At 73.2% G+C, this 13,118-nt stretch carries 12 protein-coding genes; 6 read left to right on the top strand and 6 right to left on the bottom strand.

Annotated features, from left to right (window positions below):
- Window positions 1–231 precede the first annotated feature (231 nt).
- The 3 genes from ABEA77_RS21695 (at window position 232) to ABEA77_RS21705 (ending at window position 3,773) form a co-directional block, all read left to right on the top strand.
- Window positions 232–948, top strand: a complete 717-nt coding sequence (locus ABEA77_RS21695; RefSeq protein ID WP_345650155.1) for an HD domain-containing protein — start codon at window positions 232–234, stop codon at window positions 946–948.
- Window positions 949–1,181: 233 nt separating this feature from the next.
- On the top strand, window positions 1,182–2,507 hold the full coding sequence (locus ABEA77_RS21700; RefSeq protein WP_345650273.1) for a Cmx/CmrA family chloramphenicol efflux MFS transporter: 1,326 nt from the start codon (window positions 1,182–1,184) through the stop codon (window positions 2,505–2,507).
- Window positions 2,508–2,627: 120 nt separating this feature from the next.
- On the top strand, window positions 2,628–3,773 hold the full coding sequence (locus tag ABEA77_RS21705; protein WP_345650157.1) for a DUF4241 domain-containing protein: 1,146 nt from the start codon (window positions 2,628–2,630) through the stop codon (window positions 3,771–3,773).
- Window positions 3,774–3,876: 103 nt separating this feature from the next.
- Here ABEA77_RS21705 and ABEA77_RS21710 read toward each other — a convergent pair whose 3' ends face one another.
- The gene (locus ABEA77_RS21710) at window positions 3,877–4,146 is read right to left on the bottom strand and encodes a DUF4031 domain-containing protein (protein WP_345650159.1); all 270 of its coding nucleotides are present in this window, start codon (window positions 4,144–4,146) and stop codon (window positions 3,877–3,879) included.
- Window positions 4,143–4,508 carry a hypothetical protein gene (locus ABEA77_RS21715; protein WP_345650161.1) on the bottom strand — a complete coding sequence of 122 codons (366 nt, stop codon included), beginning with the start codon at window positions 4,506–4,508 and terminating at the stop codon, window positions 4,143–4,145. The genes ABEA77_RS21710 and ABEA77_RS21715 overlap by 4 nt, the downstream gene beginning before the upstream one ends.
- A 79-nt stretch (window positions 4,509–4,587) precedes the next feature.
- On the opposite strand from ABEA77_RS21715, the gene ABEA77_RS21720 reads away from it, so the two are divergent.
- The 3 genes from ABEA77_RS21720 (at window position 4,588) to ABEA77_RS21730 (ending at window position 8,295) form a co-directional block, all read left to right on the top strand.
- Window positions 4,588–5,508 (top strand): MurR/RpiR family transcriptional regulator, encoded by a 921-nt coding sequence (locus tag ABEA77_RS21720; protein WP_345650164.1) that lies wholly within the window; start codon window positions 4,588–4,590, stop codon window positions 5,506–5,508.
- A gap of 173 nt (window positions 5,509–5,681) precedes the next feature.
- Window positions 5,682–6,635: an N-acetylmuramic acid 6-phosphate etherase gene (gene murQ / locus ABEA77_RS21725; RefSeq protein ID WP_345650166.1), complete on the top strand. Its 954-nt coding sequence runs from the start codon at window positions 5,682–5,684 to the stop codon at window positions 6,633–6,635.
- A gap of 91 nt (window positions 6,636–6,726) precedes the next feature.
- Window positions 6,727–8,295 (top strand): PTS transporter subunit EIIC, encoded by a 1,569-nt coding sequence (locus ABEA77_RS21730; protein WP_345650168.1) that lies wholly within the window; start codon window positions 6,727–6,729, stop codon window positions 8,293–8,295.
- Window positions 8,296–8,896: 601 nt separating this feature from the next.
- Here the strand turns inward: ABEA77_RS21730 and groL are convergent.
- The 4 genes from groL to thrC all read right to left on the bottom strand — a co-directional run bounded on the left by groL (window position 8,897) and on the right by thrC (window position 13,106).
- Window positions 8,897–10,522 (bottom strand): chaperonin GroEL, encoded by a 1,626-nt coding sequence (gene groL / locus ABEA77_RS21735; protein WP_345650171.1) that lies wholly within the window; start codon window positions 10,520–10,522, stop codon window positions 8,897–8,899.
- 336 nt (window positions 10,523–10,858) lie between these two features.
- A complete protein-coding gene (locus ABEA77_RS21740; RefSeq protein ID WP_005315736.1) occupies window positions 10,859–11,062 on the bottom strand; it encodes a cold-shock protein in 204 nt (67 codons plus the stop codon).
- A 399-nt stretch (window positions 11,063–11,461) separates the two neighbouring features.
- Complete coding sequence (locus ABEA77_RS21745) at window positions 11,462–11,740, bottom strand: ubiquitin-like small modifier protein 1 (RefSeq protein ID WP_345650174.1); 279 nt, start codon at window positions 11,738–11,740, stop codon at window positions 11,462–11,464.
- A 58-nt stretch (window positions 11,741–11,798) separates the two neighbouring features.
- Entirely contained in the window at window positions 11,799–13,106 is a 1,308-nt protein-coding gene (thrC, locus tag ABEA77_RS21750) for a threonine synthase (protein ID WP_345650177.1), read from the bottom strand.
- Window positions 13,107–13,118: the final 12 nt, after the last annotated feature.

Below are 13,118 nucleotides of genomic sequence, written 5' to 3' on the forward strand. Positions count from 1 at the left end.
CCCGTCGAAAACGATGCGGCGCGGCCCGCCGAAGGACATAGGGCACGTCCCGTCGAAAACGATGCGGCGCGGCCCGCCGAAGGACATAGGGCACGTCCCGTCGAGGACGATGCGGCGCGTCCCGCCGAAGGACATGGGGCACGTCTGGTCGTTCGTCATGCCGGAACCGTAGGCCGGGCGGCCGCCGCCGTGCCGCGCGTTGTCCACAGCACCGGCCGTATCGTCGTACGCATGCCCCAGCCTGTGGAGAACCCCGCCCCCAGACCGGGGGACGGCACGCCCCGGACCGCCCCGGGGGCCGCGGCGCCCGAACCCGCCGCCCTGCGCGCGCGCTTCGCCTCCGCGCTGGGGACCGCGGGCGGCGCGGCGGACGCCGACCCGTACCCGTACGCGGACGCGCTGCTCGCCCGCTGGTCGGAGCCCCAGCGGCGCTACCACACCACCCGGCACCTGGCCGCCGTGCTCGACCATGTCGACACGCTGGAGCGGTACGCCGCCGACCCCGCGCTCGTACGGCTCGCGGCCTGGTTCCACGACGCCGTGTACCGGCCCGACCGCAGCGAGAACGAGGAACGCTCGGCGCGCCTCGCCGAGCGTGCCCTGCCAGAGGCGGGCGTCAGCAGGGCCGCCACCGCCGAGGTCGCGCGCCTCGTGCGGCTCACCACCACCCACGCCCCCGGGCCCGCCGACCGCAACGGCGCCGTCCTGTGCGACGCCGACCTCGCGGTCCTCGCCTCCCCGCCCGCCGCGTACGCGGCCTACGCGGCCGAGGTCCGCGAGGAGTACGGCTTCGTGCCCGACGACCTCTTCCGCACCGGGCGCTCCGACGTGCTGCGTCAGCTCCTCGCCCTGCCCCGGCTGTTCCACACCCCGCACGGCGAGAGCGCCTGGGAGGAGCCCGCCCGCCGCAACCTCGCGACCGAGCTGCGCCTCCTCGCCGCCGGCTGACCGCGCCCCGACGGCCGGGCGGCGGCAACGGCAGCGGGCAGCGGGCAGCGGGCAGCGGGCAGCGGGCAACGGGCAGCGGGAGCAGGTACCGGGCAGCGGGCAGCCGGCAACGGCGGCGGACAGCAGATACCGGGCAGCGGCAGCGGTGGCGGACGCCGGGTCCGCCGGGAATGCCCCGAAGCGCGGCCACCGTTGACGCGGTCATGCCTCAGCCAACGGTTCGACGCGACCGCATGCCGCTCGCCGTCCACATCCTGGGACTCTCCGTCTTCGCCCTCGGCACCAGCGAGTTCATGCTGTCCGGGCTGCTGCCCCCGATCGCCCGCGACATGGACGTCTCCATACCCACCGCGGGGCTGCTGGTGTCCGCCTTCGCCATCGGCATGGTCATCGGCGCGCCGCTGCTCTCCGTGGCGACCCTTCGCCTGCCGCGCCGCACCACCCTCATCGCGCTGATCTCGGTCTTCGGCCTCGGCCAGATCGCGGGCGCCCTCGCGCCCACGTACGGCGTCCTCTTCGCCTCACGCGTCGCCAGCGCCTTCGCCTGTGCCGGGTTCTGGGCGGTCGGCGCGAGCGTCGCCGTGGCGATGGTCCCGCGCACCGCCAGGGCCCGCGCGATGTCCGTGATGATCGGCGGACTGTCCATCGCGAACGTGCTCGGCGTGCCCGCGGGCGCCTTCCTCGGCGAACACCTCGGCTGGCGCTCCGCGTTCTGGGCGGTGGCGGTCGCCTCCGTGATCGCCCTCGCCGGCGTCGTCACGCTGATCCCCCGCATCCCCCTGCCCGAGCGGCGGCCAGAACTGCGCCGCGAGCTGACCGTCTACCGCGACCGCCAGGTGTGGCTCGCCGTGGCGATCACCGCGCTCGCCGGCGGCGCGGTCTTCTGCGCCTTCTCCTACATGGCGCCGCTGCTGACCGGCGTGACCGGGCTCTCGGACGGCTGGGTGCCCACGGTGCTCGCGCTGTTCGGCCTCGGCGCGTTCCTCGGCACCGTCGTCGGCGGCAGGTACGCGGACGCGCACCTCTTCGGCGTGCAGCTCAGCGGCGTCGCCGCCTCGACCGTGCTGCTCGCGGGGCTGGCGCTGACGGCGTCCCACCCGGTGGCCGCGGTCGTGCTGACGTTCCTGCTCGGCTTCTCCGCCTTCTACACGGCGCCCGCGCTCAACGCCCGGATGTTCAACGTCGCATCCGCCGCGCCCACGCTCGCAGGCGCCACCGCGACGGCCGCGTTCAACGCGGGCAACACGGCCGGCCCCTGGCTCGGCGGCCGGGTCATCGACGCCGGGTTCGGCTTCGCCTCGACCGCGTGGGCCGGGGCGGCGATGGCCGTCGTCGCGATCGGCCTGTGCGCGCTGGCGACGCGGCTGCACCGCGGCGAGGAGTCGCACGGCCGCCTCGTCGCCGCGTCCGTACCCGCGCCGCGGGAGCGGCCCGTACCGCCCGCACCGGGCCCGAAGGAGTACGGGCGGACCGCGGCAGCCGAGGCGTACGGCGGCGCCCCCACGCCCCGCGAGCACTCCGCGGCCCCGGACGCGCCGGAGCAGCCGTACCACGGCTGAGGAGTCCGCCGGGCCCCGCATCCGACCACGGGTCACATCCCCCGCGCGGCGCCGGAAGGGTGCGCGGTACGTTCACCGGGACCGACCGCACCTGCCACCACGCACCCCGCAGGAGACTCCATGCCCGCCCCCGACTTCGCGCGGCTCCTCGCGCCCGGCAGCAGTCACCGTCTCCCCGGCGCCGAGGGCAGGTTCGTGGTGCGGGAGCTGCCGGGCGTACCGCTGTCACTGCCGACCGGCAGCGTCGTCGCGGCGGAACCGCTCGGCTGCGGCACCGAAGACCCCGAAGGACTCGCCTTCGCCCAGGCGGTCGGGCCCGGCACCTATCCGGTGGTCCTGGTCACCGCGCAGCTGCTCGGCGAGGACGGAGAGCACCGCGACTCCCGCGTGGCCGCGGCCCGGCTCGCGATACGGGACGAGCCCGTCGCCGCCTGGGAGCCGGCCCTCCTGCCCGGCGAAAACCAGGAGGAGTCCGACGAGGACGCACCCCCCGGCTACCCCGTCGACGGCGGCACCGGGTGCTTCGCCGACGCCGGCGCGTTCCGGGCCGCGGGCGCAGAGGAGGACTTCATCGGCCGGGTGGCGGCAGCCATCGCGGGCAGGCCACGCGCCGTCACGGGTCCGGACGCCGGATGCCTCCCGGTCACCGTGCCCGTGGACGGGGACGAGCACGCCATGGTCGTCTTCCGCACGGGCTGGGGCGACGGCGACTACCCGACCTGGATCGGCCGCACCGCCAGGGGCGACGTCGCCTGCTTCCTCACCGACTTCGGGATCCTGACGGACGACGTGGAAACCGAGAAGGGTCCCCCGGAATCCGCGGGCGCCGAGGAGGCCGTACGGAAGCGGCAGGCCGGGGCGCCGCACGGCGCCCGCGCCCTGCGGCAGCGGCTGGACGGCCTGCCCCGGGTGACCGAGCTGCTGCCGGGCCGCTCCCTGCGGCTCGGGTCGCTCAGCTCCGCGTCAGGCGGCTTTCTGCTCGTGAACCAGGACGACGGCGACGTGGTGATCCACCGGGCCGAGGACGGCGCGGCCGTGTGGCGGACCGGCACGCTGCTCGACGAAGAACTCGTCGGCCTGCCGAACCGCCTGGTGCTCCAGGAGAGCGGCGATCTGGCCGTGTTCGCGCCCACCGGCGTCAAGCTCTGGAGCAGTGGTACGCGGGGGCGCGAGGTCGCGCGCGCGGTCCTCGGCGACGACGGCAGGCTCGTCCTGGCCGGCGCCGACGGCGGCGAGGTCTGGTCGTCGCCGCCGCCGCGGCCGTAGCGGGTACACGCGTACGGGAACCGGTACGCGCGCACGTACCCCCGCACGACGCCCGCGTCGCGCACCGCGCTCCCCTCGAACCGGCGCGCACCTGGCGCTCCCCTCAGGCCGCCGGGCGCCCCTTGGGCCGGCGCAGGCCGGCCGCCGTGATCCTGCGGACCAGCTCCTTCGAGCCGATCTCGACGGCCCCGGCGCGCACGGCGTCGGCGTAGCGGTGCGACGGCAGGTCGTAGTGGTCGCGCTCGAAGGCGCGCGGCGGGCAGCCGAGGGCCGCGGCGAAGCCGTGCAGTTCCTCGAACGAGGCGTCGCTGACCAGATGCGACCACATGCGCCCGTGGCCCGGCCAGGTCGGCGGGTCGATGAACACGGTCACGGCCGCGCGCCAAGACCGCCGACGCGCGCGACGACGACCGCCTGCTCCGGGCACACCCAGTGCGGGTCGGGGCCGAGCTCCGGCTCCACGTCGAGCGCGTGCGGGTCGTGGCCGCCGCAGACCGGGCACAGCGGCCACCTGCCGAACCGTTCGAGCACGGCGTCCTGGACGTCCTGGGCGACCAGGCCCGCGAGGTAGGGGGCGCCGTCGGGCCACTGCTCCACCCACCACCTGCGGTGCGCCACGGCCTCCTCGACGAGCGAGACGGTCTCGGCGCCCGCGACGTCGTCGGCGGCCAGGTCGGCCATGATCAGCGCACGCGCGCCGTGCAGCGCCTGTTCCAACGGGTTCACCTCGTCCATTCGGCCATTGTCCGCCGGTTGTCCACAGGCGGTGGACGAGGGGTTGACGGCCCACGCCACCCGAAAATATCTTTCAATTGTGACCCGTGACCTGAAGGAAATTTTCAACGGCGACACCGTGCCCGGCCCCGCGGCCCTCGCCGCCAAGGTGCGCACGCTCGCGCCGTCCATGACCCGCTCCATGCAGCTGGTCGCGGAGGCCGTCGCGGACGACCCCGCGGGCTGCGCCGCCCTGACGGTCACCGGTCTCGCCGAGCTGACCGGCACCAGCGAGGCGACAGTCGTGCGCACGTCGCGGCTCCTCGGCTACCCCGGCTACCGGGATCTGCGGCTCGCCCTCGCGGGCCTCGCGGCCCAGCAGCAGTCCGGCCGCTCCCCCGCCGTCACCGCGGACATAGCGGTGGACGACTCGATAGCGGACGTGGTCGCCAAGCTCGCCTACGACGAGCAGCAGACGCTCGCCGACACGGCCGCGTCCCTCGACACGGCCCAGCTGGGCGCCGTGGTCTCCGCCGCGGTCGCCGCCCGCAGGATCGACATCTACGGCGTGGGCGCCTCCTCGCTCGTCGGCATGGACCTCGCGCAGAAGCTGCTGAGGATCGGGCTGATCGCGCACTCCCACACCGACCCGCACCTCGCGGTGACCAACGCGGTGCAGCTGCGCACGGGGGACGTGGCCGTCGCGATCACCCATTCGGGCTCGACGGGCGACGTGATAGAGCCGCTGCGCGCCGCCTTCGACCGGGGCGCGACGACGGTCGCGATCACCGGCAGACCTGACAGCCCGGTGACGCAGTACGCGGACCACGTGCTGACGACGTCCACCGCGCGCGAGAGTGAGCTGCGCCCCGCGGCCATGTCCAGCAGGACGAGCCAGCTGCTCGTGGTGGACTGCCTGTTCATAGGTGTCGCCCAGCGCACGTACGAGACCGCGGCGCCCGCGCTGTCCGCTTCCTACGAGGCGCTGGCCCACCGGCACAGCCCGCGCGGCGCCCACTGAGGCCGCAGGACCACGCGGTGCCCGCCGAGCGGCGGGCACCCGGTACAGGACCGGGGAGGACCACCCGCCGTCCAGCCGCCGCACACCGGCCCGCGCACCGGCCACACCGCGCAAGCCCCCCGCCCCCGGGCCCCACCACGCCCCCCGCGCCCCGAGAAAGAGCCGCAGCCGACATGACCTCAACACCCGCGTCCGCGCCGTACGGAGACCTCCGGGCGCAGCTCGACACCCTGACCACCGAGGCGTTCCGCCCCGACCTCGCCGAGATCGACCGGCTCCCCACGGCGGAGATCGCCCGCCTGATGAACGGCGAGGACGCCACGGTCCCCACCGCCGTCGCCGCGCAGCTCCCGCGGATCGCCGCGGCCATCGACGCGATCGCCGAGCGCGCCGCGCGCGGCGGCCGGCTCGTCTACGCGGGGGCGGGGACCGCGGGCCGCCTCGGCGTGCTCGACGCGAGCGAGTGTCCCCCGACGTTCAACACGGACCCGGGCGAGGTGGTGGGCCTGATCGCGGGCGGCCCCGGCGCGATGGTGACCTCCGTGGAGGGCGCGGAGGACTCCAAGGAGCTGGCGGCCGCCGACCTCGACGCGCTGGGCGCCGGCCCCGACGACGCGGTCGTGGGCGTCTCCGCGTCCGGCAGGACGCCGTACGCGATCGGCGCGGTGGAGCACGCGAGGTCGCTCGGCGCGCTCACCGTCGGCCTCTCGTGCAACGCGGACAGCGCCCTCGCCGCCGCCGCCGACCACGGCATCGAGGTGGTCGTGGGCCCCGAGCTGATCACGGGCTCGACCCGGCTCAAGGCGGGCACCGCGCAGAAGCTCGTGCTCAACATGATCTCGACGATCACCATGATCAGGCTCGGCAAGACCTACGGGAACCTGATGGTCGACGTCCGGGCCTCCAACGAGAAGCTGCGCGCGCGCTCGCGCCGCATCGTCGCCCTCGCCACCGGCGCGTCCGACGCCGAGATCGAGGCCGCGCTGACCGCGACGGACGGGGAGGTGAAGAACGCGATCCTCACCCTCGTCGGCGGCGTCGACGGCCCCACGGCCGCCGCCCTGCTCGCACGGTCGCACGGCCATCTGCGCGCGGCGCTCCAAGCCGCCGGGTCACTCCCCGGATGACGTCCCGCACGGCCCCACCCGTGCCGGGTCCCCCTTCGCACAGCCCCCACCCGTACGCGGGTCCCCTTCGCACAGCAAGGTTCCAGGCACCATGGCAACTGACAAGAACCGCGCGACGGCGGAGGCGATCCTGCCGCTCGTCGGCGGCGCAGCGAACGTCACCTCCGTCGCCCACTGCATGACCCGCCTCAGACTCGGCCTGCGGGACAGGTCCCTCGTCCAGGACGAGGCCCTGAAAGCGCTGCCCGCGGTGCTCGGCGTGGTTGAGGACGACACGTACCAGATCGTCCTGGGCCCTGGCGCGGTCGCCCGGGTGACCCCCGAGTTCGAGTCGCTCGTCGCCGAGGCCGGCGACACCGCGGCAGCCGGTCCCGCGTCGGCGGGTCCCGCCCAGGAGGCCCCGGCCCCCGGGCGGGACGGCGGCGCCCCGGCCCGGCCGCGGACCGCCGAGGAACTGGCCGCGCAGGGCGCGCAGATGCGGGCCGCGCGCAAGGCGAAGAACGCCACCCCGGTGAAGCTGTTCCTGCGCAGGGTCGCCAACATCTTCGTCCCGCTGATCCCCGCCCTCATCGGCTGCGGCATCATCTCGGGCATCAACGGCCTCCTCACCAACCTGCACTGGCTGCCGTCGATCGTCCCGGCGCTGGCCGCGCTCGCCTCCGGGTTCATGTCACTGATCGCGGTCTTCGTCGGCTACAACACGGCGAAGGAGTTCGGCGGCACCCCGGTGCTCGGCGGCGCGGTCGCCGCGATCACGGTCTTCCCCGGCGTCACCGCCGTCGACGCGTTCGGCCAGAAGCTGGCGGCGGGCCAGGGCGGCGTGCTCGGCGCGCTCGGCGCCGCGCTGCTCGCGGTGACCGTGGAGAAGTGGTGCCGCAGATGGGTGCCCGAGGCTCTCGACGTGCTGGTGACGCCGACGCTGACGGTGCTGGTCGCCGGGCTCGTCACCCTCTTCGGCCTGATGTACGCGGCGGGCGAGGTGGCCTCCGCGATCGGCTCCTTCGCCACCTGGCTGCTGTCCAACGGCGGCGCGGCGGCCGGGTTCGTGCTGGGCGGCCTGTTCCTGCCGCTGGTGATGCTCGGCCTGCACCAGGCCCTGATCCCGATCCACACCACGCTGATCCAGCAGCAGGGCTACACGGTCCTGCTGCCGATCCTGGCGATGGCGGGCGCCGGACAGGTCGGCGCGGCCATGGCGGTCTACCTGCGGCTCCCGCGCAACGGCTCGATCCGCAGGACCATCAGGTCCGCGCTGCCCGCCGGCTTCCTCGGCGTGGGCGAGCCGCTGATCTACGGCGTCTCGCTGCCGCTCGGCCGCCCGTTCGTGACGGCCTGCGTGGGCGGCGCGTTCGGCGGCGGCTTCGTCGGCCTCTTCAACCAGCTGGGCGACGCGGTCGGCTCGACCGCGATCGGCCCGTCCGGCTGGGCCCTGTTCCCGCTCCTCGCGGGCAACAAGGGCATGGGCGTGATGATCTCCGTGTACGCGGTGGGTCTTGTCGTCGGCTACCTGGCGGGCTTCCTCGCCACGTACTGGTTCGGCTTCACGAAGACGATGCTGCGCGAGCTGAACACCGAGCCCGAGGCAGCCCGGGAGACCGCCCCCGCCACCGGGCGGGAACCGGTCCCCGCCGCCCCCGAGGCCGCGCTCCCCAGCAGCTGACCGGGCGCGCCCGGCAGCGCAACCACGGCGGTGCGGGGAGGGCCCGGCGCGGCCCTCCCCAGACCGCCCGCCTGCGCACCAGCGCGCCCAACGTCACCGCCGCGGGCACCAGCGGCAGCCACACGGTGATGGTCCGGAAGCCGAGCACCGCGGAGGTCGCCACCGCCGCGGGCGCGTCCGCCGCCACCAGCGCCACGGCGAGGGCCGCGTCGACGGAGCCGAGGCCGCAGGCGTCGGGACGAGGGCGGCGGCCACGCTCGCCACCAGATGGGCGACCGCCATGTGCCCCACCGGCATGGGCACCCGCGGCGCAAGCGCCACGGTCACAAGAACCCGCCGTCTGGAGGGCCGGGAAGCCGAGCGGGGCGCACCGCAGGGCCAGCGCGCACGCGACGGCCGCGCGTGCAGCGACCTGACGTCGGCGACCGCAACGCGGCGTACGCCCGCGACCTGTCGGGCGTGCGCCGCCCGCGCCGCCCGTACCCTCCCGGCAGCGGTCCGCGGAAGCGCCGGGGGAAAGCGCCGAGGGCGGCACCCCCTGGGAGTAGGGGATGCCGCCCTCGGAAGGAGCCGTGCAGGCTTCCGAACCTCGTGGCGAGGATCAGAAGTCCATGTCACCGCCCGGCATGCCGCCCGGCGCGCCCGCGGGGGCGGCCTTCTCCGGCTTGTCGGCGATGACGGCCTCGGTGGTGAGGAACAGGGCCGCGATGGAGGCCGCGTTCTGGAGCGCGGAGCGCGTCACCTTCGCCGGGTCGATGATGCCCTCGGCGATCATGTCGACGTACTCGCCGGTGGCCGCGTTCAGGCCGTGGCCGACGGTGAGGTTGCGCACCTTCTCCACCACGACGCCGCCCTCAAGGCCGCCGTTGACGGCGATCTGCTTCAGCGGGGCCTCCAGCGCGAGCTTGACGGCCTGCGCGCCCGTCGCCTCGTCGCCGTCCAGCTCCAGCTTCTCGAAGACGGAGGACGCCTGGAGCAGGGCCACGCCACCACCGGCGACGATGCCCTCCTCGACGGCGGCCTTCGCGTTGCGCACCGCGTCCTCGATGCGGTGCTTGCGCTCCTTGAGCTCGACCTCGGTGGCGGCACCGGCCTTGATGACGGCCACGCCGCCGGCCAGCTTCGCCAGGCGCTCCTGGAGCTTCTCGCGGTCGTAGTCCGAGTCGCTGTTCTCGATCTCGGCGCGGATCTGGTTGACACGGCCCGCGACCTGGTCGCTGTCGCCGGCGCCGTCCACGATGGTGGTCTCGTCCTTGGTGATGACGACCTTGCGCGCACGGCCCAGCAGGTCGAGGCCCGCGTTCTCCAGCTTGAGGCCGACCTCCTCGGAGATGACCGTGCCACCGGTGAGGATGGCGATGTCGCCGAGCATGGCCTTGCGGCGGTCGCCGAAGCCCGGGGCCTTGACGGCGACGGACTTGAAGGTGCCGCGGATCTTGTTGACGACCAGGGTCGAAAGGGCCTCGCCCTCGACGTCCTCGGCGATGATCAGCAGCGGCTTGCCCGACTGCATGACCTTCTCCAGCAGCGGAAGGAGGTCCTTCACGTTGCCGACCTTGGAGTTCACGATCAGGATGTAGGGGTCGTCCAGGGACGCCTCCATACGCTCCATGTCGGTGGCGAAGTACGCCGAGATGTAGCCCTTGTCGAAGCGCATGCCCTCGGTGAGCTCCAGCTCAAGACCGAAGGTCTGCGACTCCTCGACGGTGATGACGCCTTCCTTGCCGACCTTGTCCATGGCCTCGGCGATGAGCTCGCCGATCTGCGGGTCGGCGGCGGAGATGGAGGCGGTGGAGGCGATCTGCTCCTTCGTCTCGATGTCCTTCGCCTGCTCCAGCAGGGCGCCGGAGACGGCCTCGACGGCCTTCTCGATGCCGCGCTTGAGGGCCATCGGGTTCGCGCCCGCGGCCACGTTGCGCAGGCCCTCGCGGACCAGGGCCTGGGCGAGAACGGTCGCGGTGGTCGTGCCGTCGCCCGCGACGTCGTCCGTCTTCTTGGCGACTTCCTTGACCAGCTCGGCGCCGATCTTCTCGTACGGGTCCTCGAGCTCGATCTCCTTGGCGATGGAGACACCATCGTTGGTGATCGTGGGCGCGCCCCACTTCTTCTCAAGGACGACGTTGCGACCCTTGGGGCCAAGGGTGACCTTGACGGCGTCGGCGAGCTGGTTCATCCCGCGCTCCAGGCCGCGCCGTGCCTCCTCGTCGAACGCGATGATCTTGGCCATGTGAAGTGGTCCTCCCGGACTGGGGTGGATTGCTCCGGACCGCGCCCGTGCCCGCGACGGACGGCCAGTGCGCTGCCCGTTCCTTCCGGACTCGCGCCTCGGGCCTCACTGACCCGGTCCAAGTTGTCACTCTCACTAGTAGAGTGCTAACGCCAATGATTAGCACTCGACCCACCCGAGTGCAAGCCGCTCCGCGGTACGGGACCCCGCCGCCGGGGCGCGCGGGGTCCGCGCACCCCCTCGTCCGGCGCACGCCAGGGGCCCGCACCCCCGGTGTCTGCGGGGTGCGGGCCCCTCGGTTACGCTTGTGTGTGTTGCTGGCCGATCGCGCCGGGATCAGACGGCGAGCTTGACCATGTCCGCCTGCGGACCCTTCTGGCCCTGCGAGATCTCGAACTCAACTCGCTGACCTTCTTCAAGGGTGCGGTACCCGTCCATCTGGATCGCGCTGTAGTGGACGAAAACATCCGCACCACCGTCGACCGCGATGAAGCCGTAGCCCTTCTCCGCGTTGAACCACTTGACGGTGCCCTGAGCCATGCCTAACTCCCCTATTACTGGCCCCTGCACGGGACCGCACTTCGCGCCGGAACGCGTCGACCGCGGCTGAATGTATCTGCCCAACTGCCCTCTGCAACAGGTCAATCCGACGAGAATTCTGGGCATGACTGAAGACGCGAACCGGAAGCATGTTCGCGTTCTTGGGCAAGTCGGGCCGCGCAAAGCACACTTATTGCGCAATCAGTAACAAAACTTTGACCCGATGTTGTCGCGTTCCTGTGCGCGTGGGGTATGGCTCGGCACGTCGCGGATGGGCGGACCCGTGCTCGCATGAATCGTACCGCGCTCAACCATACGGAAAGGCCCCCACACGCCGGAGCGGTGGGGGCCTTTCGCGGCGACTGCCGCGCGGCGCCGGGCCGTTGGGCCCGCGGGCGGTCAGCAGCCGCCGGCGACCGCGGGGATGATCGAGACGCCCGCGCCGTCCGGCGTGGCCGTCTCAAGGCCCTGCTCGAAGCGGACGTCGTCGTCGTTCACGTACACGTTGACGAAGCGGCGCAGCTTGCCCTCGTCGTCCAGGACGCGCCCGCCGATGCCGGGGTGGTCCTTCTCCAGCGAGGCCAGGACCTCGGAGAGTGTGGCGCCTTCGGCCGGGACCTCGGCCTTGCCGCCGGTGTAGGTGCGGAGGATGGTGGGGATGCGGACGGTGACGCTCATGGGCGGGGTGCCTGCCTCTCGGGTGTCTCGGGGCTCGGGTACGGGGCGCGCGCGGCGGTCAGCTCGCCAGCCCGGCCGCGCGGAACGCGTCGAGGCTGGGCCGGATCGTCGCCGTGGGGCCGGTCGTCGGGGAGACCGCGTCCAGGGTCTTGAGGCCGTCGCCGGTGTTGAGCACGACCGTGGTCAGGGCCGGGTCGAGCCGCCCGTCCTCGATCAGCTTCCTGGTCACGCCGACGGTCACGCCACCCGCGGTCTCCGCGAAGATGCCCTCCGTGCGGGCCAGCAGCTTGATGGCGTCCACGACCTGCTCGTCGTTCACGTCCTCCACCGCGCCGCCGGTGCGGCGGGCGATGTCCAGCACGTACGGGCCGTCGGCCGGGTTGCCGATCGCCAGCGACTTGGCGATGGTGTTCGGCTTCTGCGGCCGCACCACGTCGTGGCCCGCCTTGAAGGCGGTGGAGACCGGCGAGCAGCCCTCGGCCTGCGCGCCGAAGATCTTGTACGGCCTGTCCTCGACGAGCCCGAGCTTCACCAGCTCGCGCAGCCCCTTGTCGATCTTGGTGAGCTGGGAGCCCGACGCGATCGGGATGACGATCTGGTCGGGCAGCCGCCAGCCGAGCTGCTCGCAGATCTCGTACGCGAGCGTCTTGGAGCCCTCGCCGTAGTACGGGCGGAGGTTGACGTTCACGAAGCCCCAGCCCTCGCCGAGCGGGTCACCGATCAGCTCGGAGCAGAACCGGTTCACGTCGTCGTAGTTACCCTCGATGCCGACGAGTTCGCCGCCGTAGACCGCGGCCATGACGACCTTGCCCTGCTCCAGGTCGTGCGGGATGAACACGCAGGAGCGGAAGCCGGCGCGGGCCGCAGCCGCGCCGACCGCGCCCGCGAGGTTGCCGGTGGACGAGCAGGACAGCGTGGTGAATCCGAAGGCGCGCGCGGCCTCGACGGCGATCGCGACGACACGGTCCTTGAAGGAGTGCGTCGGGTTGCCTGAGTCGTCCTTGACGTGCAGCTCTCCGGTGATGCCCAGCTCGCGGGCGAGGTTGTCGGCGCGCACGAGCTTGGTGAAGCCGGGGTTGGTGCTGGGGTGCGCGGCCACGTCGGCGGGGACGGGCAGCAGCGGGGCGTAGCGCCAGATGTTGTCGGGGCCCTCCGCGATGCGCTTCTTCAGCGCGTCGGGGCCGTCGTCCGGCAGGTCGTAGGCGACTTCGAGGGGGCCGAAACAGCTCTCGCAGGCGAAGATCGGGCCGAGCGCGAAGCGCTCCCCGCATTCGCGGCACGAGAGGGCGGCGGCGGGTCCGAGATCGACGGTGCCCGTGCCGGATTCGTCGGATGCGCTGGTGGTGTGGACGGTCTGCACAGCCATGGAGGCGAGGTC

It is taken from the genome of Streptomyces tremellae (assembly GCF_039540215.1).
Taxonomy (GTDB): Bacteria; Actinomycetota; Actinomycetes; order Streptomycetales; family Streptomycetaceae; genus Streptomyces; species Streptomyces tremellae.

Bases quoted from the DNA above. Each gene is read 5' to 3' on its own strand.
- ABEA77_RS21695 (WP_345650155.1), top strand. From the start codon at position 232: ATGCCCCAGCCTGTGGAGAACCCCGCCCCCAGACCGGGGGACGGCACG.
- ABEA77_RS21700 (WP_345650273.1), top strand. From the start codon at position 1,182: ATGCCGCTCGCCGTCCACATCCTGGGACTCTCCGTCTTCGCCCTCGGC.
- ABEA77_RS21705 (WP_345650157.1), top strand. From the start codon at position 2,628: ATGCCCGCCCCCGACTTCGCGCGGCTCCTCGCGCCCGGCAGCAGTCAC.
- ABEA77_RS21715 (WP_345650161.1), bottom strand. From the start codon at position 4,508: ATGGACGAGGTGAACCCGTTGGAACAGGCGCTGCACGGCGCGCGTGCG.
- murQ (WP_345650166.1), top strand. From the start codon at position 5,682: ATGACCTCAACACCCGCGTCCGCGCCGTACGGAGACCTCCGGGCGCAG.
- ABEA77_RS21730 (WP_345650168.1), top strand. From the start codon at position 6,727: ATGGCAACTGACAAGAACCGCGCGACGGCGGAGGCGATCCTGCCGCTC.
- groL (WP_345650171.1), bottom strand. From the start codon at position 10,522: ATGGCCAAGATCATCGCGTTCGACGAGGAGGCACGGCGCGGCCTGGAG.
- ABEA77_RS21740 (WP_005315736.1), bottom strand. From the start codon at position 11,062: ATGGCTCAGGGCACCGTCAAGTGGTTCAACGCGGAGAAGGGCTACGGC.
- ABEA77_RS21745 (WP_345650174.1), bottom strand. From the start codon at position 11,740: ATGAGCGTCACCGTCCGCATCCCCACCATCCTCCGCACCTACACCGGC.
- thrC (WP_345650177.1), bottom strand. From the start codon at position 13,106: ATGGCTGTGCAGACCGTCCACACCACCAGCGCATCCGACGAATCCGGC.